The sequence below is a fragment of the Chitinophaga polysaccharea genome (assembly GCF_902150045.1).
Taxonomy (GTDB): domain Bacteria; phylum Bacteroidota; class Bacteroidia; order Chitinophagales; family Chitinophagaceae; genus Chitinophaga; species Chitinophaga polysaccharea_A.
In genome coordinates this window covers 971534-992292 of record NZ_CABFVU010000003.1, presented here as the reverse complement: position 1 = coordinate 992292, position 20759 = coordinate 971534, and the positions used below count along the sequence as shown (strand labels likewise).

9 protein-coding genes are annotated in these 20759 nt (G+C 48.2%); 8 read left to right on the top strand and 1 reads right to left on the bottom strand.

Annotation, left to right across the window (positions count from 1 at the left end):
- Positions 1 to 157: 157 nt before the first annotated feature.
- The 6 genes from FN124_RS24415 to FN124_RS24390 are packed head-to-tail and all read left to right on the top strand — an operon-like array spanning position 158 to position 12995.
- A complete protein-coding gene (locus FN124_RS24415; RefSeq protein WP_142687384.1) occupies positions 158 to 3250 on the top strand; it encodes a SusC/RagA family TonB-linked outer membrane protein in 3093 nt (1030 codons plus the stop codon).
- A gap of 11 nt (positions 3251 to 3261) precedes the next feature.
- The gene (locus FN124_RS24410; protein WP_142687383.1) at positions 3262 to 5139 is read left to right on the top strand and encodes a RagB/SusD family nutrient uptake outer membrane protein; all 1878 of its coding nucleotides are present in this window, start codon (positions 3262 to 3264) and stop codon (positions 5137 to 5139) included.
- Between the two features lie 48 nt (positions 5140 to 5187).
- Complete coding sequence (locus FN124_RS24405; protein ID WP_142687382.1) at positions 5188 to 8007, top strand: SusC/RagA family TonB-linked outer membrane protein; 2820 nt, start codon at positions 5188 to 5190, stop codon at positions 8005 to 8007.
- Positions 8008 to 8040: 33 nt separating this feature from the next.
- Positions 8041 to 9813 carry a RagB/SusD family nutrient uptake outer membrane protein gene (locus tag FN124_RS24400; RefSeq protein ID WP_142687381.1) on the top strand — a complete coding sequence of 591 codons (1773 nt, stop codon included), beginning with the start codon at positions 8041 to 8043 and terminating at the stop codon, positions 9811 to 9813.
- A gap of 54 nt (positions 9814 to 9867) precedes the next feature.
- Positions 9868 to 10821, top strand: a complete 954-nt coding sequence (locus FN124_RS24395; protein ID WP_221887889.1) for a DUF5627 domain-containing protein — start codon at positions 9868 to 9870, stop codon at positions 10819 to 10821.
- Positions 10822 to 10838: 17 nt separating this feature from the next.
- Positions 10839 to 12995 carry an endo-1,4-beta-xylanase gene (locus tag FN124_RS24390; RefSeq protein WP_142687379.1) on the top strand — a complete coding sequence of 719 codons (2157 nt, stop codon included), beginning with the start codon at positions 10839 to 10841 and terminating at the stop codon, positions 12993 to 12995.
- Between the two features lie 171 nt (positions 12996 to 13166).
- On the opposite strand, the gene FN124_RS24385 is transcribed toward FN124_RS24390, so the two are convergent.
- Positions 13167 to 17216 (bottom strand): hybrid sensor histidine kinase/response regulator transcription factor, encoded by a 4050-nt coding sequence (locus FN124_RS24385; RefSeq protein ID WP_185937354.1) that lies wholly within the window; start codon positions 17214 to 17216, stop codon positions 13167 to 13169.
- A 432-nt stretch (positions 17217 to 17648) separates the two neighbouring features.
- Here FN124_RS24385 and FN124_RS24380 point away from each other — a divergent pair, with 432 nt between their 5' ends.
- Entirely contained in the window at positions 17649 to 19622 is a 1974-nt protein-coding gene (locus FN124_RS24380; RefSeq protein WP_221887888.1) for a family 43 glycosylhydrolase, read from the top strand.
- Positions 19623 to 19668: 46 nt separating this feature from the next.
- The gene (locus tag FN124_RS24375) at positions 19669 to 20739 is read left to right on the top strand and encodes a glycoside hydrolase family 43 protein (protein ID WP_142687376.1); all 1071 of its coding nucleotides are present in this window, start codon (positions 19669 to 19671) and stop codon (positions 20737 to 20739) included.
- Positions 20740 to 20759: the final 20 nt, after the last annotated feature.

The window sequence follows — 20759 nt, the reverse complement described above, 5'->3', positions numbered from 1 at the left end:
GAGGTCCTGCTTTTTATTGCATCTCATTGTTCCCGCCGGGTATTCCGGTATGACAGTCCTGAACCGGCTGTCATAACCCTTCATTGCCCTAACATTAAATATTTTGAATTCCATGTTAAGAATGATTCTTTCACGAAAGTCATGCAAATGGCTTGTTATGATAGCAGTAATGCTGTCGGTTACGCTTACCTCTTCTTTATTGCTGGCCCAGGACACAAGGGTGGTGCAAGGTGTGGTACAGGATGAGAAAAAGACGCCTGTACCCGGTACAACCGTAGTGGTAAAAGGTACCCAGGTGAATACCAGCACCGGTAATGATGGCAGGTTTTTTATCCGCGTTCCTGCAGATAAGCAGATCCTCGTTTTCACTTATATAGGAAAGTTGCCGCAGGAGGTGAACATCCAGCAGCAGTCCAATATTACCGTTACCCTGAAAGACAATGTAGTTGGCCTTGAGGATGTGGTGATAGTAGGTTACGGACGCCAGAAAAGAGAAAGCGTGGTAGCCGCAGTTTCGCAAACCGACGGTAAAACGCTGGAACGGGCAGGCGGGGTATCAAACATAGGCGCTGCGCTCACCGGGAATGTACCGGGTCTTATCACGGCCCAGAGTACCGGCCTGCCAGGTGAAGAAGATCCTCAACTGATCATCCGGGGACTCAGCACATGGAATAACAGCAACCCTCTGATATTGGTAGACGGGGTGGAACGGCCCATGTCCAGCGTGGATATAGGGTCTGTGGAAACCGTTACCGTTTTAAAAGACGCGTCAGCAACGGCAGTATTTGGTTCACGTGGCGCCAACGGCGTTATCCTCATTACTACCAAAAGGGGAAAACTGGGTAAAGCGTCTATCCGCGCTACCGTGAACAATGTGGTGAAAGCGCCTTCCAAATTGCCGGGAAAAGCGGATTCGTACGATGCATTGCGAACCGTTAATGAAGCCATAGAGTATGAGCTGGCATTAAGACCGGAAGGATGGAACAATTATTATCCGCAGGCTATTTTAAATAAATACCGCTTCCCGGCCAACCTGGAAGAAGCGGAACGTTATCCGAATGTAGACTGGGCCAAAACCTTATTTAAGGATTATGCCACCTCACAGAACGCCAACCTAAATATCAGCGGTGGTACCCGTTTTGTAAAATATTTCACCAGCGCGGATTTCCTGCATGAGGGCGATCTTTTTAAAATATATGATAACCGCCGCGGCTACAAACCCGGTTTTGGTTTCACAAGATTAAATGCCCGCTCCAACCTCGATTTTCAATTAACACCCTCTACACTCTTTAAAGTAAACCTCTCGGGATCATATGGCGTACGGAAAAGTCCCTGGGGATTTTCTGGCAACCAATACGGCTCCTGGATCGATGCTTATACCACAGCGCCTGATGTATTCCTGCCGGTATATGCGGATGGCTCCTGGGGTTACTATGCACCCAATGAAGGACGTGCGGAAAACTCTGCCAGGAGCCTGGCAGTGGGCGGTATTCAATACCAGACGACCACGCGCATCACTACCGACTTTTCGGTAGAACAGAACCTGGATATGCTTGTTGACGGACTGAAATTCAGCGGTACCATTTCGATGGACAATACTTTCATTGAAAGCGACAGGGGAGTGAATGACCTTTATCATGACGTGCAACGTAAATGGATAGACCCCGCCACGGGAAATGTATTTTACAAGAGCGCTTTTGACGGGGTAACAAATTTCGATTTCCAGGAAGGCATCAAGTGGTCGCCCGCCGCCGGCGCCGTTACTGATAACCAGCGGAGATTGTTTTACCAGTTGCAGCTGAACTACGCAAAAACCATTGCGGAGAAACACCAGGTGACCGCCATGGGACTGATGAACCGCAACATTACGGCCAGCGGCAGTATGATACCCTCGTACCGGGAAGATTGGGTTTTCCGCGCTACTTATACCTACAATAATAAATATACCATTGAGTACAATGGCGCATATAATGGTTCCGAAAAGTTTGCGCCCGATTACCGTTTTGCTTTCTTCTCTTCCGGTGGTGTGAACTGGATAGCCTCCAATGAGCGCTTTATGGAAAATATAAAGTTCCTGGACCTGCTGAAATTCCGTGCCTCCTACGGGCAAACAGGTTTCGATAACGTGGCCGGCCGATTTTTATACCTCACAGAGTGGGGCTATGGCGGCAGGGCCAGGCTAGGCACTACCGGTGAAGGCGCTGAGCAAAGCCCGTTCAACTGGTACCGCGAATCCACCGTTGGAAACCCGAACGTGCAATGGGAACAGGCAGAGAAAATTAATGCAGGCGCCGATTTTGAGCTATTCAAAGGTTTCATAAAAGGTAAGGTGGATTTCTTTGAAGATAAGCGTTCCAAAATATTGCTTGCCAACAGGGCCTCTGTTCCTTCCTACTATGGCACTACGCCTCCTGTAGCTAATCTTGGCAGGGTAACTTCCCGCGGGTATGAACTGGAGCTGCACTTCAGCTACCCGGTCACAAAAAAACTCCGGCTTTGGTCTGATCTGAATATGACCCATACAAAGAATAAGATCATTGAAGCAGATAATCCCCAATTGCTGCCGGCCTATCAGAAATCTGAAGGGATGCAGATCGGCCAGGCCTATTCTTATGTAAGCCAGGGCTACTACAATACATGGGACGAGCTTTATGGCAGCACCATTCATAATACCAACGACAACCAGAAGCTCCCGGGCAATTATTATATCGTTGATTATAACGGCGACGGCGTGATCGATGCAAGGGATAACATTCCCTATGGCCACAGCGGATGGCCCACCAATACCTACAATGCCACGTTTGGGGTGGACTGGAGAGGGCTGAGCGCTTTTGTACAATTTTATGGCGTGAATAACGTAACCCGGCAGGTAGTGTTCAACAGCCTGGGCTCACAAGGACATACAGTTTATGATGAAGGCAGCTACTGGTCGAAGAACAATACTAACGCCGATGTGCCTATGCCGCGGTGGTTATCTACACCGGCGGGTTATTACCGGGGTACCCAGTATATGTATGATGGTTCCTACCTGCGGTTAAAGAATGCCGAAATCGCTTACACACTTGATAAAGGATTTATAAAACGGGCAGGTCTTGAATCGGTGAGGGTTTATCTCAATGGCAATAACCTGGCAGCCTGGAGCAAGATGCCGGACGACCGTGAATCCAATTTTGCCGGTACCGGCTGGGCATCACAAGGAGCGTATCCTACTGTAAAGCGTTACAACCTCGGCGCCAATTTTACTTTCTAAACATGTATTTTATGAATAAATATACAAAGCTATTGCTTGCAGCTACCGGTGTGATGATTGCCCTGGGACTGGCATCCTGCAAGAAGTTCCTGGATAAGGAACCACAATCTATCGTATCGGCAGACAATGCATTCAGGAACTTTATCAGCTTCCAGGGATTTACCGAAGAGCTTTATCACTGCGTACCGGATTTTACCAACGCTTACTGGACTAATTCCTGGAACTGGGGAGAAGATGAGATCCAGTCGACCGCACGTGATTTTCATTTTATAATAAAGATAGACAACGGCGATTTCTGGGGCTGGCAGTCGCAGTTTGATGGCTGGCAGGCGGGCTGGATGGACCGGAACAATACCAGTACCAACGACGACCGTTTTGCAAAATCGCTTTGGAAACTGGGATGGTATGGTATCCGTAAAGCCAATATGGGACTGGAAAATATTGATAAGCTAACCGATGCCACCCAGGAAGAGAAAGACCTGATCAAAGGGCAGCTGTTGTTTTTCAGGGGATGGTTTCACTTTATGTTCATCCAGTATTTTGGCGGGTTGCCCTATATTGATAAAGTGCTGCCCGGCGATCAGAAACTGACCTTGCCCCGTCTTAAATACAATGAATGTGCAGATAAAGCGGCGGCTGATTTCAGGGAAGCGGCCAACCTGCTGCCTGTTAACTGGGACAATACCACCGCAGGTAAAAGAACGCTGGGAAAAAACCAGTTGCGCATTAATAAAATTATGGCGCTGGGTTACCTGGGGAAAAACTATTTATGGGCGGGCAGTCCGTTAATGAACTATGTATCTACAGGCAGCAAAACGTATAACCAGGAGTATTGCAAAAAAGCAGCAGAAGCGTTTGGAGAATTGCTGCAGCTCTGCGAATCCGGGGATGCGCCTTATAAATTGGTAGAGTTTTCAAAGTACTACACCAATTTTTACAGCACCGGTCAGAACTGGCTGATGCCAGGCGGCACCGAAGCTATTTTCCGCAGTCCCTATTACGGTGCGCATGGTTCCACTTATGGTACCGCCAAGCAATATGGCCCTGCTTTGCTGACAGAAGAAGCTATCACGTTTGTGCCTACCGCCAATTACGTGGATTACTATGGTATGGCCAATGGTCTGCCAATCAAGGATATTACGCAGGCGGACCCGGAATCGGGATACGACCCGGCTTATCCATGGAGGGGCAGGGATCCGCGTTTCTACAATGATATAGTTTTTGACGGGGTGAAATGTATACAGGGCGCCACCACCGATGAAAGAAACCGTTATGCCAACCTGTACACCGGGGGAACATACCGCGACATCAGCAGCGGCAGCCGCTCCGGTTATCTGCTCTATAAATTTATTCCCATTACAGCCAACAGGTTTGATAATGGCTGGACCTATGACAAGGCGCTGAATATACATCTTCCCTATATGCGCCTGGCGGATGTGTATTTAATGTATGCAGAAGCCGCCGCCCAGGGCTATAGCGTTGCTACCGGCAAATCAGGCAACTACAGCAAAACGGCGCTGGACGCCATTAATGTGATCCGCGACCGTGCGGGGGCAGGGCGTGTGGCTGCCCGCTTCACCACCTCGCTGGATGGTTTCATGAGCGAAGTGCGGAGGGAAAGGGCCGTGGAGCTTTCTTTTGAAGGCCATCGATTCAATGACCTGAGAAGATGGATGTTGCTGATACAAAGCCCCTATACGCTGAAAAAATCCGTTGAGTTTGACCGGTCGCCATCATTCAGTACTACAGACCCGAAGAACAACCGGGTGCTCAATTTGCGCGAGGCCGTTATCCTGGAGCGCAGGTATTCTGAAAAACATTACTGGCTGCCATTAAAAAATTCAGATGCCAATATGTACCTGGAATTTCCACAGAACCCGGGTTGGTAAAAACGGGGAGTCTTTACATGTATCGTTTACTGTAAATTTCAAAAATTCATGAATCAGATAAAAGCACTAATAGCGGCTGTAGCATTGATGGGCCTGGCGCCGGTTTCACAGGCACAGGACAGCACGGTAAAAACTACTTCCGTTATCCCGGAAAACAATAAGGTACAGGTGGCGTTCCGGAAATTGGATAAGAAAGACCTGCCGGGAGATGTTTCGGTAGTAGATGTGGCGTCGCAGATGAACCTGAACTATATGACCTCCAGTCTTGAAAATATGGATGGCTGGATCAATGGGTTTAATGGCAACAGTATGTGGGGCATGGGCAGTTACCTGCTCATCATTGATGGTGTGCCCCGTGAAGCAGGTAACGTATTGCCAACAGAAATAGAACAGATCTCCTTTCTCAAAGGAGTGAATGCGGTGGCGCTTTATGGCAGTAGGGCTGCAAAAGGGGTGATTTACGTTACCACCAAAAGAGGAAAACCCGGCAACCAGCGGATCAACCTGAGGGCAAATGCCGGTATTAATGTTCCCAAAGCATACCCTCATTACCTTGGATCAGCGGAGTATATGACGCTTTACAATGAAGCGAGACGCAACGACGGGCTGGCTGAGCTGTATAGTCCTGAAACCATTTATCATTACGCCTCCGGTAAAAATCCATTCAGGTATCCCAATGTAGATTACTACTCCGATCAGTATCTGAAAAATTCCTTTGGCCGCTATGATGTAACTGCGGAAATATCAGGCGGAAACGACAAGGCGCGTTATTATACCAATATTGGTTACCAGACTTCCGGGTCATTGCTCAACTTTGGCGAAGCGGTGAACAATGGCACATCCGACCGCTTCAACCTGCGCGGCAATGTGGATGTAAATCTCAACCAGTATATTTCCTGTAATGTAGATGCCACTGCCATTTTCTATACAGGAAGAGGAGTGAATGCCAACTACTGGGAAAGCGCGGCCACCTTACGTCCGCACCGTTTTGCGCCGCTCATTCCGCTGGATATGATTGAACCTACCGATGAAGCGTCTAATGTATTTGTGAAGAACAGCAATCATATCATCGACGGGAAATACCTGCTGGGCGGAACCCAGCTTGATCAAACCAATCCATTCGCGGCTATTTATGCCGGTGGAAACAACAAGTACATCAGCAGGCAGTTCCAGTTCAATACCGGTGTAAATGCAGACCTGCGCAATTTACTGAAAGGCCTTTCTTTCAGGTCTACGTTTGCGGTCGACTATAACACTTCCTATAACCTGGCCTTCAATAACACCTATGCTGTGTATGCGCCTACCTGGAATAACTATTCTGGTACAGACCTGATCAGCAGTCTTACCCAATACGGCCAGGACGCTACTTCCGGTGTGCAGAATGTAAGCAACAGCTGGTACCGCCAAACAATTGCTGCTACGGGTCAGTTCAATTATGTAAATTCCATTAATAACCGGCATCATCTTTCCGGTGTATTGCTGGTAAATGGATTCCAGCAATCAGAATCGGCGGTATATCACCGTACCAGCAATGCCAATTTAGGTTTGCAGCTGGGTTATAATTTAGATCACACCTACTACATCGATTTCAGCGGCGCCGTGGTACACAGTGCGAAGCTGCCTGAAGGCAACCGCACCGCTTTTTCGCCTACTGTATCGCTGGGCTGGCGGCTCAGCAACGAGCCTTTTATGCGTAGCGTACGGGGAGTGGATGATCTGCGTTTAACTGCCAGCGCAGGTATTCTGCATACTGACCTGGATATTGCATCGTACTACCTGTACCAGGGAGTTTATACTACGCTGGGCAGCTGGTTTGGATGGAAAGATGGTACCGGTGTACAGGCTACAGAATCCAGGCGGGGCGCTAACCCGGATATGCGATTTCCGAAAAGGGAAGAGATCAGCATAGGTTTGCAGGGATCTTTCTTCCATGAATTAGTAAAGCTGGATGGTAATTTCTTTATTAATAAGATAACCGGTAATATCATCCAGCCAGACGTGTTGTTCCCTTCCTGGTTCACAACAGGCTGGCCGGTATCTTCCTTTATTCCCTATATAAATTATAACGACGACAAACGGGTGGGCGTTGATTTCAACCTCAGCTTAAACAAGAAGCTGTCGGCCATTAATTATTCTATCGGTTTGGTGGGCACCTGGTATAAAACCACTGCTACCAAACGTGCGGAGGTGTATGAAGATAACTACCAGAACCGCCAGGGCCGGCCTTTGGATGCCATATGGGGGCTGCAGCACCAGGGCTTTTTCCGTGATGCCGATGATATTAAGAATTCCCCGTCGCAGTCTTTTGGCCAGGTGAAACCAGGCGATATCAAGTATAAAGATCAGAATGGAGATGGCATTATAGATACCCGCGATGAAGTATACCTGGGTCGTGGGGGCTGGTTTGGTTCACCTCTTACATTGGGAATAAACATCAGCCTCAGGTGGAAGAACCTTTCTTTCTTTGCGCTGGGCCAGGGCAGATTTGGTTCCTATGGAATGAAGAACAGTTCCTGGTTCTGGGTAGATGGGGAAGATAAATATTCAGAAGTGGTAAGAGATCGCTGGACGCCTGAAACGGCGCAATCAGCGAAGTACCCGCGTTTAACCACCTTCAACAGCGACAATAACTTCCGCAATTCGGACTTCTGGTTGTATAAGGCTAACCGCATAGACCTGGCTAAAGTGCAGATCTCTTATGATATGAGCGGCCTGATTGGCAACAGGAAAATTGTACAGGAGCTGGGCGTGTATGTGAGTGGTTTCAATTTGCTCACGATTTCTGCCGAACGTAAACTGATGGAGATGAATATTGGCAGTGCGCCGCAAACCCGCTTATATAACCTTGGTGTAAAAGCGATGTTCTAATTCATGTTTTTCACCCAATCAAGTTTCCACTTTATGAAAAGAAATATTATCATTTTCCTGGCATCTGTTTTTTTGCTCACCGGCTGTAAAGACCTGCTGACACCGGAGATAGAGAATAACCGGGAGCTGAACCCGGGGAATTATACACCCAATGATGCAGGGCTGCCATTTGGCGTGTTGCTGAATGGTTATAACCGCATACCCACCAATTCATGGTCGTTTAATGATGTGGCAACCGACGATGCCGTATCAAATGACCAGAACGATCAGTTCCTGAAAATCGCCAACGGGCAATGGACCGCCAACAATAACCCGCTTAACCAGTGGACCAATGCGTATGCCGCTATACAATATCTCAACATCACACTGAGGGATGTTGATACCGTGAAATGGGCTACAGACCCGGATGTAAGCAGGTTGTTTGCCATGCGTATAAAAGGAGAGGCCTATGGTTTGCGCGCTCTTTTTTATTATCACCTGCTGCAGGCGCATGCCGGCATGTCTGAAAGCTCCGCTATACTGGGAGTGCCTATCAATCTTGAAGTACAGGGAACAAATTCCGATTTCAACAAACCCAGGAGCAATTTTGAAGCATGCATGAAGCAGATCTATAGTGATCTGGCTCAGGCCGACCAGTTACTCCCGACAGACTATGAGAATATTGCCAATGCTTCGCTTATTCCTGCAAAGTATGGCACGGTTACCAAAGAGCAATACGACCGCGCTTTTGGTTCCGCTTTCCGTGGCTTCTTCACCGGCCGCGTTGCAAAGGCCATCCGCTCCAAGGCCGCATTGCTGGCTGCAAGCCCTGCTTTCAACAAGAGCGGCGCCACCAACGCCTGGGCAGATGCCGCAAACTATGCCGGGGAAGTAATTGCCCTGAAAGGCGGGATAGGAGCATTAGCGGCCAACGGCCTTACCTGGTATTCCAATGCCTCAGAAATAGCCGGGCTGGCCGATGGGGCCAATCCTCCCGAAATTCTCTGGAGAAATAATTATGGCGATAACCGCGACCTGGAGCAAGCCAATTTTCCACCCAGTTTGTTTGGCAACGGACGTATCAATCCCACGCAAAACCTGGTGGATGCATTCCCTATGGCAAACGGGCGTCCCATTACCGATGCCGCCAGCGGTTATGATGCCTCCAATCCCTACGCAGGGCGGGATCCCCGGTTACGTACGTTCATTTTAGTGAACGGCGGTACCGCAGGCCCGAATAATTCAATGATCAATACTGCAGCCGACGGGCCCACCAATGATGCGCTGAATAAGGTAGAAACCTCCACACGCACCGGCTACTACCTGCGTAAGCTGTTGCGCCAGGATGTGAATCTTAATCCTAACTCGGCAAACAATCAGCGGCATTATAAACCACATATCCGGTACACAGAAATTTTTCTCAACTACGCAGAAGCTGCCAATGAAGCCTGGGGACCAACAGGCACCGGCGCCTACAGCTTCTCCGCGTATGATGTTATTAAGGCTATCCGCACAAGAGCAGGCGTAGGCACTACCAACGGCGATCCTTACCTGGAAGAAATGAAAGGCAGCAAGGAGCAGATGAGGGCGCTTATCAGGAATGAACGGAGAATAGAGCTGTGTTTTGAAGGCTTCCGCTTCTGGGATCTCCGCCGCTGGAATGCAAGTCTTGGTGAAACCGCCAAAGGCGTGAGCATCCGCAATAACAACTACTCCATTATAAACGTGGAAAGCCGGCAGTTCCAGCCCTTCATGATCTATGGCCCTATTCCTTACGGGGAGATCCTGAAGTTCGGATCCCTGGAACAGAACAAAGGCTGGCGCTAACAGGATATGCCTTATAACGAAATAATTTTTCCCTGATTTTTGAAATTAATGAAGATGAAAAAGTTTTTAGTGCCCATCATACTGCTCTTTGTACTGGCAGCATGCAACAAGGAGGTAACCTTCCCGGATTATGAATACCAGACGGTGTATTTCGCCTACCAGTATCCTGTGCGGACCATTACTTTCGGTGAAGATATATTCAGCACGGAACTGGACAACCAGCGCAAATGCAAGATCATGGCCACCACCGGAGGCGTTTATTACAGTAAGAAAGATCTGCATATCGGGATAAGGATCGACAATTCCCTGCTGGGAAATGGTTTGCTGTTTGGTGCAGGGAAAGATGAGATCCTGCCTATGCCTGCGAATTATTATTCACTTGCCGCCAATGAGATCGTGATCCCCGAAGGCACGCTTGCAGGCGGAGTGGAAGTACAGCTCACGGATGCTTTCTTCAATGATCCCAAAACCATACGGAATACTTATGTGATCCCGCTGCGTATGACCGATAAACAGGGAGCCGACTCCATACTAAATGGAAAGGACTTTATCCTCTATGCTGTGAAATACGTGAACACCTGGCATGGGAATTACCTGCGCAGGGGAAAGGATGTAGTGTCCGGAAATATAAACCAAACCATTGTAAGGCATAAAGAATACGTGGAGCTGGACGAGGTGAATAAGCTAAACACCCGCTCTGTGAAGGAACTGGAATTCCCGGTAGTGTATAAAGACAAGGACGGCGTGAATATTTATTGTACGCTGCTGCTTACGTTCGATGACCAGAACAAATGTACCATTTCCGCTGCCGGTGCTGGTTTCACCGCAACAGGAAATGGACAGTTTGTAAAAAGGGGAGAGAAGAACAGCTGGGGCAGTAAGGACCGCGATGCGCTTTATCTTGATTACAAGGTTACCGTGGCGGGTATGCAGGTGGCTACATCAGACACGCTGGTATTAAGGGACAGGGCCGTAACTATGGAAACATTTACGCCAGTAAGTAAATAACCACTAAAGTAATTTTTATGAATCGACTTTATAAAATAGTTCTTGGTTTTATGGGAATGGCCGTTATTACTTCCTGCAGTAAGTACAAGCCGCTTGATTTTGATGTAGATAAACCTGAAAGCATTACGGCGCAGGAAGACATAGACGCTTACCCGGCGCTGAAGAGTTATATTGACCGGGTTGCCCATCCGGGCTTTAAGCTGGGAGTGGCGCTGGGTTTGCAGGAATACCTGGATAAGGGAGTGATGTACCGGTTAGCCAACAGGAATTTCGATGAAATTGTGTTGGGCTATGAAATGAAACATGGCGCGGTTGTGAAAGCTGATGGCAGCTTAGATCTCGTGAAAGTAAATTCATTCCTTCAAACGGCAGGAGAATCGGGCATGCAGGTATATGGTCATACCCTGATGTGGCATGCCAACCAGAATGCCGCTTACCTGAAGGGATTGCTCAGCCCTTTATTGGTAACATCTCCCGCTTATCCGAATGACCTGAGCCTTGCAGGGTTGAAGGATAAAACTTTTACCGGCTGGAGTCTCGCGCACCCCGGGGCCGGTATTTCCATTGCAGATGGCGAAGGCATGGGAGCCGGCAACAAGGCCATTAAGCTGGTAGCAGGCGGCGGCTCGTCGGCAGCCACTGACCTGCAGTTAATAACACCAGGCGTAGTGGTGAATAAGACGCATAAGTACGAAGTGGTGATGTACATCAAATCAGATGTGGCTGGTGAAGGAAGGATCTCTTTTGAAGGATTGAAGAACAATACGCCATCGGTAGACTGGACCAAAACAGGCACGGCTTCTCCTACCTTCACTACAGGGATTTCATGGAAAGAGATCCGCTTTACCATAGATGATTTTTCCGGTGATCATATTAAGCTGCATTTTGACCTGGGGTACAAAGCCGGTGTGACTTATTATATCGACATCAACAATTTATACGTATATGATACCCAGGGTACGCCTGTGGTCAGCAACCTGGTAAGCAATGGTGATTTCGAATCCGGAAGCGGTTGGGGAGGCTGGGGAGGCAGCTCTACCCGCGGTATTACTGCCGATGGCATGGGAGTAGGAAACAAAGGCAAGGCCTTTTTCGTAACCAATCCTGCTAAAGCAGCCAATTACTGGGATGTACAAACCAGCTATAACTTTGCCACCCCGCTGGATAATGGAGAAACTTACGAGCTGAGTTTCTGGGTGAAAGGCACTGCTGCAGGAATAATCCGCCCGGAACTGCAAAGCGCCGACTATTCCTCCAACGGGTACGGACAGGTAGCGGTTACCACTGAATGGAAGCAGGTGAGTGTAGCCACTACTGCTACTTCGGCAGACAGGGCGCGGTTGGTTTTTAGTTATGGTGAATTTGCCGGCACTGTTTATATCGATGATGTGGTATTAAAGAACACAAAGGCTACCGGCGGCGCTACTACTATCGTGGAAAAAACTGCGGCAGAAAAGAAGTATATCCTCAATACAGCGCTTGATAAATGGATGAGCGGCATGGTAGGAGCGGGGAAGTCAATGGTAAAAGCATGGGACGTTGTAAATGAGCCCATGGACGATGGTAATCCGTATGAGTTGAAAACAGCGGCAGGCAGACCCAATATTGCGGCAGATGAATTTTTCTGGCAGGATTACCTGGGCAAGGACTATGCTGTAACTGCTTTTAAAATGGCCAGGCAATATGGTAACGCAACGGATATTCATTTTATCAACGACTATAATCTTGAATACAACCTGGATAAATGCCGGGGCCTGATCGCCTATGTTAATTACATAGAAAGTAAAGGCGCCAAAGTAGACGGTATTGGTACGCAAATGCACATCAACGCGGGTACCAGCAAAGAGAATATTGCGGAGATGTTCAAGTTGCTGGCAGCTACGGGGAAACTGATCAAGGTGTCTGAACTGGATATAGGCGTAGGCGTGAAAACACCGGAGGCCACTGCTGCACATTACAAAGCCCAGGCCGATATGTATAAGTATGTAATCGATAAATATTTTGAGCTGATCCCTGCAAAGCAACGCTATGGCATTACGATCTGGAGCCCTTTAGACAGCCGGGCGAATTCCTCCTGGCGTGCAGGCGAACCAATAGGGATCTGGACAGAAGCGTATGTGAGAAAGCTGGGTTATGCAGCCACTGCGCAGGCGCTGGAAGCCAATGCAAAATAATTTTGTCTGATTCAGGATGATGATGATTTCGTTGATTTTATAATCTTTTAATAGTTAGAGGCTGTATCATAAATAACTTTTACCCGATTTTACTCGGGTACCGGGTGGAGAAAATTTTCGTATATGCGATTCTCACACCCATTAAGTTAGTTATGATACAGCCTCTTTCTTTTAGCATGCTTTTTCGCCGGTGCTGCCTTTTTTGATCTGTGCAACAAATTCAGATGGAAGCATATTGTATTTATTCCGGAATGATTTGGCGAAATAGTTGGGCGTGGAGAATCCTACCTGGTAAGCGATTTCGGCAATGGTCATATCGCTTTTTTTCAGGAGGGTCATTGCTTTTTCCAGCCGGTAGGAGCGGATGTATTCCACAGGTGTTTGCCCTGTGAGCTCCAGCAGTTTATTATACAGGGAGCTCCGGCTCATGCCAACTTCTTTACTGAGGCTCTCTACGGAGAGTTGTGAATCGGTTAGTTTTTCTTCCAGGTGGCTTACGATCTTATTAAGCAGTTTTTCTTCTGATGATTCCTCCTGCACTTCGGGGGCGAGTACTTTTATTTGTTTGGTATAAGTGTTTTTCAAAGTATGGTTAAGATGCAGCAGGTTCCGGATCTTTGCATGAAGGATCTCGAAATTAAACGGCTTGATGAGATAATCGTTAGCGCCGGTTTCCAGTCCTGATAGCTGTTGTTCCTCATTGGTAAGCGCCGTGAGCAATATAACCGGTATATGGCTGGTTCTTTTATCGGATTTGAGTTTTTGCAGCAGGCTGATGCCATCCATCTGCGGCATAGTGATATCGCTTACAATTATATGCGGGTGCAGTGCCAGTGCTTTTTGCCAGCCTTCTTTTCCATCGGCTGCTTCTATTACTTTGTAACTGTTGCGGAGGTTGTCTTTAAGATAGAACCTGAAATCCTCATTATCTTCCACCAGTAAGATGGTTGACATTTCGGGGAAATTTTCAGGCCCTGCTGCTCCTTCCTGCAGTACTGGCTGCGCGGGCGGCAATGTTATAGGCAATGGCGCAGATGCAGGAATGTGTTGTTCAGCTATCTGCAATGGAAGCTGAACAGAGAAGGCGGCGCCCTGCCCGGATTCACTTTCCACTTCAATAGTGCCCCCGTGCATTTTAACAAATTCCTTTGTGATAGACAGCCCGATGCCGGTGCCCTGGTTGAGTATTGCGGAGCTGGTATTGGTTTGGAAGAAGTGGTCGAATACTTTTTCCCTTTTGTCTTTAGGAATACCGATGCCGGTATCTTTCACCACTATAAGCACCCATTGCTGCCCGGGAGCGGCGGGCTTTTCCGACAATTTTAATTCCACCGTTACAGTACCATGTTCCAGGCTGAATTTGAATGCGTTTGAAAGTAAGTTGAAGAGGATGCGTTCCATTTTATCGTGATCGAAAAAAACAAACAGGGATTCCAGGGCGCTGTTGAAAGTAAACCGGATCTTTTTACGTTCGGCAAAATCGATAAAGGAATCTGTAACTTCCTTCATGAAAGCTACCAGTTCTCCCTTTGACAGTTGCAGTTTCAGTTCATGTTCCTCCATCTTCCTGAAGTCGAGCAATTGATTCACGAGGTTGAGCAGCCGCCTGGAGTTTCGTTTGATCATGTTCAGCTTTTCAATCCTGTTGCTGGTTTTTTCCCCGGCAATCAGTTGTTCCACCGGCCCCAGGATCAGTGAAATAGGGGTTCTGAAATCGTGGCTGAGATTGGTGAGGAATTTAATTTTCATCCGGTCCAGCTCACGCATACGTTTGATCTCCTGTTTTTCCTGTTCCGCCAGGAACTTCTTTCTTATCCTGGCAATGCCCAGGTACCGGCTATAGAGCAGGAGCGCGCAAATAACAACCACATAAAATATATAGGCATAAATGGTGCGCCAGAACGGTGGCCGTACATAGATCTTTATGGTAGTATCGCCGGTGTTCCAGATGCCGTCGTTATTGCTTGCTTTTACATGAAAGGTATATACCCCAGGATCCAGGTTGGTATAAGAGGCGGTGTTGGCGGTTCCTGTATAGTTCCAGTCTTTATCGAACCCTTCCAGTTTGTAGGCATAATAATTTTTCCTGGGGATGGTATAATTCAGCGCCACGAAGCTGAGGGCAAAATTCTGTTTGTATTCAAGCCTGATATCGCCGGTAACGGAAATATGGTCTTTAATGGGACTGTCTTCCCCTGGTACCACTGATTTATTGGATACCTTTAGATCCGTTAGCAGCACAACCGGTACATTTTTATTCACCGTTAAACTACAGGGCGTAAAATAATTAAAGCCTTCAAGTCCGCCGAACATAACATCTCCATCAGACAACCGTATACCGGATGTATGAACGAAGTTATTATTCTGCGCGCCGTTGTAATGCGTATAGTTCCGGATCTTTTTTGAGATAGTATTAAAACTGCTGATACCGGTATTGGTACTGAGCCAGAGGGTATGGTCCCTGTCTTCGAGGATCTGGTAGATGGTGGTATTCTGTAGCCCGTCTTTTTCAGCGTAGTTGATGAACCGCCCGGTGGCTTTGTCGAACAGGCTCAGTCCCCCGCCATACGTGCCTACCCACATGTTGCCGCGGCTGTCGTGCAGTATCACCTGGATCTTATCGCCGGACAGCTGGCTGTTGCTTTGTGTATAGATATCCCATTGTCCGGTAGCGGGGTGGTATACACCTATTCCGCCACCATGTGTGCCTATCCAGATATTTCCTGCTGCATCCTCCTCGATGGTCCTGATGTATCCATTAAGCGGCAGTTTTTTTTCGCCGGGTATACCGGGTCTTGGATGGGGAGTAAACCGCGCAACGATTTCATCATTCTTTAAAATGTTCACGCCACCGCCGTTGGTTCCTACCCAAACATTGCCTTTACTATCTTCCTTTATACAAAAAATATCATTAGCGTTCAGGTTGCCCGGGCCGGGGCCTTTTACCAGGTGTTTATAACTGCCGGTGGCCATATCCCTGATCAGCAGGCCGTAGGCATAAGTGCCGATGAACAGTTTCTTTTCACGGGTATAGTGAAGGGCCATGATGGAGAGGTAATTGCTGGCGGGGAGGGGAATGTCTAGCGGCTGTACTTTACCGGTTTGGCGGTTGAACCCGAACAGGCCTCCGCCATCGGTGCCGATCAGTATACTCCCATCGCTGTTTTCCGCAAAAGCGCTTACTATAGAGGATTTGCGGTTGTGCACATGGAAAATGGTACCCGGTTTGAAATTAAAGAGGTTCAGGTTTTTGTCGTATTTATTGACACCGCCCCGGAAGGTACCGATCCAGTAGATGCCCTGCCTGTCGATATAAGTACATTTTATTGAAGCGCTGGCGATGCTGTAAATATTTTCATTATCGGGAAAATAGTGATTGTATGTGTTGGTGTCTGTACTAAAAACGATCAGTCCTGTCTCTGTGCCGATCCATAGCTGTCCGTCGTTATCCGGTTCTATGCAGTTCACCTGTATGTTATTGAAGATGGTGTTCCCGCTTATCCCGGCATAGGAGGTAAATCCGGCGCCATCGGGCTGCAGCAGGCAAAGGCCGGTGGCCGTGCCTACCCAGATCCGGCCGTTCCTGTCTTCCGTAATAGCCCTTACATCATTATCCGCTGCGCCGGCTCCGGCGCTGTTGTTAAGTATCAGCTTTAAGGCGCCGTTGCGCGGGGAATACCGGTAGAGGCCAGTGGTGGTGCCTACCCATACCTGTTGTTTACGGTCTACAAAAACGCAGGCCAGTGCTTTTGTGGCATCAGGGTTTTCTTCTCCTGTATGAAGCCTGATCCTGGAAATTTCCCGGGTGGCGGGGTTGAGGAAGAACAGGTTTTCGAACTGCGCTATCCATACTTTCCCGGATGTATCGCTGCAGATGTCCATTATAACTGCATTCTGGGGGAGCTCAGGAGTATTGGCATTTACAGGAAAGTGAATGAAGGAGTCCTTCCTGCGGTTGTACAGGCTAAGGCCACCGCCGCCGGTGCCTATCCAGAGGTTACCGGTTTTATCTTCATGCAGCACTAATACTTCATTTGCCCTCAGGCTGGAGGAGTCGGCCGGATTGTGCCGGTAAACGGTAAAATTGGTACCGTCAAACTTATTCAGGCCGTCGTCTGTGGCAAACCACATCAGGCCGTAATGATCTTTGATAATATAGTTCACCGCATTGGAGATCAGCCCGTCTTTTGAGGCCAGTGTGGTGAAATTTATCTTTTTCACCTGGGCCGGGCTTATCCGGGCCAGGAGTAGCAGGCAACAGCAACAGGCAAGTTTATATTTAAACATAGGTGGCAGTCGTTAAAAGCAAGATGTTGGTTGAATTTTTCATACGTGGGTTCTGGCTGAATTCATTTCTTCTGTCGAATTTAAGTATTGTAAGTCAATCTTAAAAGTAATATATGTGTGGGGTATGTCCGGCGGCAGCCCGTTACAATGCAAATTATTGTCTGAACGACAATTGTGCTATGAATTTCAACAAATGAGCTATCGGCAGAAAAATGGCCCGGGTATTTTTGTTTTACCGTCATCAGCTGCGGGACAGGTGTTGCCAAGCGATGATATTAAACGCAGTGACGAAATGTCCAGCATAGACAAAACGACAGCATGCCATGTAATTCTATAAAGATGTGTAACAATCTATCCACGAAATTTTTGAAAAGATACCTCGTTATGTTCCTTTTGCTGACTGGCACTTCTCTGCGTGCACAGCAGTCGGATAATGAAGACGGCACTTATACCAACCCGGTGATATGGGCTGATTTCCCGGATAATGACGTGATCCGTGTGGGCGATACTTACTATATGGTAACCACCACCATGTATTTTTTCCCCGGTGTGCCGGTGTTGAAATCAAAGGACCTGGTGAACTGGGAGTATGCTTCAAACGCGGTGCAGCAGTTTAAGCAACATCCGTTTTATGATTTAAACGGCGGCAACCGTTATGGGAAAGGGCAGTGGGCCAGCAGCATCCGCTATCATAACGGGAAATTCCATATCCTTTTCCTTACCCTGGATGAAGGCGGTTTTTTATGTACCGCAACAAAGGCGGAAGGTCCCTGGGAAATACGAAAGCTGGTAAGACCCTATTACGACGCGGGGCTGTTTTTTGATGACGACGGGCGCATATATATAGCGCATGGCTATTCCAGGATATCGGTGACGGAGGTGGATTCAACCCTTGCGCCTATAGGGAAGGACAGCGTGGTGTTTGACAAGGTGCAAAGGCCGGGCCTGGAGGGGGCGCATGTTTACAAGATAAACGGGTACTATTATATCTATGCCACCTATGGAGGCGGGGACGGCTACCAGAGCTGCCTGCGGTCAAAAAATGTCTATGGTCCCTATGAAGAAAAGATTGTATTACGGGATGATATGAACCTACATGGCAAGGGAGTGCACCAGGGGGCATTGGTTGAAACGCAGAAAGGGGAATGGTGGAGCATTATTTTCCAGGACAGGGTAGGCGTAGGGAGAGTGCCCACTCTGCAGCCCGTTCAATGGGTGGATGGCTGGCCTATAGTGGGAAAAGATGGGCGCGCTGTAGTTACTCATACCAAACCCAATACAGGGGTTAGCGCACCGGTGCGTGTGCTACCTTCCAGCGATGAGTTCAACGACGGCAGGCTGGGAATGCAGTGGGCATGGAATCATAACCCGAACGACAGCGCATGGTCCCTGGCAGTGCGCAAGGGGTATTTACGGTTAATTACCAGCAATATTGCCGCTGATCTTCCCCAGGCAAGAAACTCGTTAACGCAGCGGATATTCGGCCCTTTCTCTGATGCTACCACGGAGCTGGATGTGAGCCGGATGCAGGCAGGAGATATTGCGGGTCTTGCTGTATTGCAACTCCCTCACGCGTTAGTAGGCGTAAAGGCAGGGGAGCGGTCGAAGTTCATAATAATGAAAAATGCAGGGAAAACCATTGACAGCGTTGCCTTAGGGAAAAGGCAGGTGATCTTTTTAAAAGCGTCGGTAAACACTGTCAGCAACCAGGCTCATTTCTACTATAGCTTTGATAACCGCAGCTTTATTCCCATCGGGGATACGCTGAACATGCAATTCAACCTGAAGATGTTCACCGGGAACAGGTTTACGCTGTTTAACCAGGCCACGCAGAAGACCGGCGGTTATGTTGATTTCAACTGGTTCCGTATGAATACCCGGCAGGGGCCGCCCAATCTCTTTAAAGCCTCTTCGTTGGTGCAGGCGGAGATGTATGATGAAATATACCTGGCACGTGTAAAAGCCAGTGCTGATACCAGCCATCCCGGGGAACAGGATATAGGCCATTTAACAGATGGCGCGTGGATCCGGTTTAACCGGGTAGATTTTGAGCATGGCTATAAGTATCTCCTGTTGCGGGTTTCCCCGGGGCAACGGCATATCGATGTGTATGCAGATAAAGATTCATCGCATCCCTATGTGTCCGTAACGTTGCCTGCCACCTTGTCGAAAGCCTATACCACTGTCCGCATACCTGTAAAGCAACTAACGGGAACGCACCAACTGACATTTAAGTTCAGGGGCAACGGGGCGCCGTCGCCCGGTTTGAACTGGTTTTCTTTTACCAACGATATGCCCGTTGCCGGGAAGGAGGAGCGCACAGTTGCTGTTACCCGGTAATGACAAGGCATACGGAATCCGTTTTATTCATCTAAATAAAAAATATATGCATCAGGATTATTATAGCAGAATATTGCTCTGCCTCTTTCTTTACATGGCTGCAGGTATCCGGGCAAACGCACAGCAGGCGGCTAATGCAAAAGATACCGGTAAATATGCGTCCCAGCCGCTGGTATCGCATATTTATACTGCCGATCCGTCGGCGCATTATTTTGAAGGTAAAATATATATTTATCCCTCTCACGACACCGCCACAAAAACTGTTGAGAACGATAATGGGGATCACTTCAGGATGGCCGACTACCGTATCCTTTCGATGGATGCTATCGGGGGAAAGGTAACAGATCATGGTGTGGCACTGCGCGTAGAAGACGTACCGTGGGCATCGCAACAGCTGTGGGCGCCCGATGCGGCTTTTTCACAAGGTACTTACTACCTGTACATTCCCGCTAAAGATAAGCAGGGATTATTCAGGATAGGAGTAGCCACTTCCAGGCGGCCGGAAGGTCCTTTTACAGCAGAGAAAGATCCTTTGGCAGGAAGCTACAGCATTGATCCCTGCGTATTCAGGGATGACGACGGTTCTTTTTACCTGTACTTCGGAGGCATCTGGGGCGGGCAATTACAGCACTGGAACAACAACCGGTACGATGCTGCTGCAAAGCTGCGTAACAAAGATGAGCTGGCGATCCTTCCCCGTGTTGCAAAGCTTTCCCCTGGAATGAAAAGCCTGGAAGGCGCACCGGCAGAGGTGAAGATAACAGACAGCAACGGTAAGCTGTTCATGGAAAAAGATAATGACAAACGTTTTTTTGAAGCTGCCTGGATGCATAAGTATAAAGGCAAATATTACTTCTCTTATTCAACCGGTGATACGCATAATATCGCCTATGCCATAGGGGATAGCCCTTACGGGCCTTTTAAGTACCAGGGCGTGATACTGAAACCTGTTGAAGGCTGGACAAATCATCATTCTATTATTGAAATTGGCGGCAAATGGTATTTGTTTTACCACGATACACAGCTGTCGGGCAAAACGCATCTGAGGAATGTGAAGGTAATGGAGATGAAGTATAACAGCGACGGTACTATTCAGCCTTTGAGCGCATTCAGATAATAACTGTTTAATGAAATCAT

Excerpts from the sequence above, each read along its gene's own strand:
- FN124_RS24390 (WP_142687379.1), top strand. The coding sequence starts at position 10,839 with ATGAATCGACTTTATAAAATAGTTCTTGGTTTTATGGGAATGGCCGTT.
- FN124_RS24405 (WP_142687382.1), top strand. The coding sequence starts at position 5,188 with ATGAATCAGATAAAAGCACTAATAGCGGCTGTAGCATTGATGGGCCTG.
- FN124_RS24400 (WP_142687381.1), top strand. The coding sequence starts at position 8,041 with ATGAAAAGAAATATTATCATTTTCCTGGCATCTGTTTTTTTGCTCACC.
- FN124_RS24375 (WP_142687376.1), top strand. The coding sequence starts at position 19,669 with ATGCATCAGGATTATTATAGCAGAATATTGCTCTGCCTCTTTCTTTAC.
- FN124_RS24415 (WP_142687384.1), top strand. The coding sequence starts at position 158 with ATGATAGCAGTAATGCTGTCGGTTACGCTTACCTCTTCTTTATTGCTG.
- FN124_RS24410 (WP_142687383.1), top strand. The coding sequence starts at position 3,262 with ATGAATAAATATACAAAGCTATTGCTTGCAGCTACCGGTGTGATGATT.
- FN124_RS24395 (WP_221887889.1), top strand. The coding sequence starts at position 9,868 with ATGAAAAAGTTTTTAGTGCCCATCATACTGCTCTTTGTACTGGCAGCA.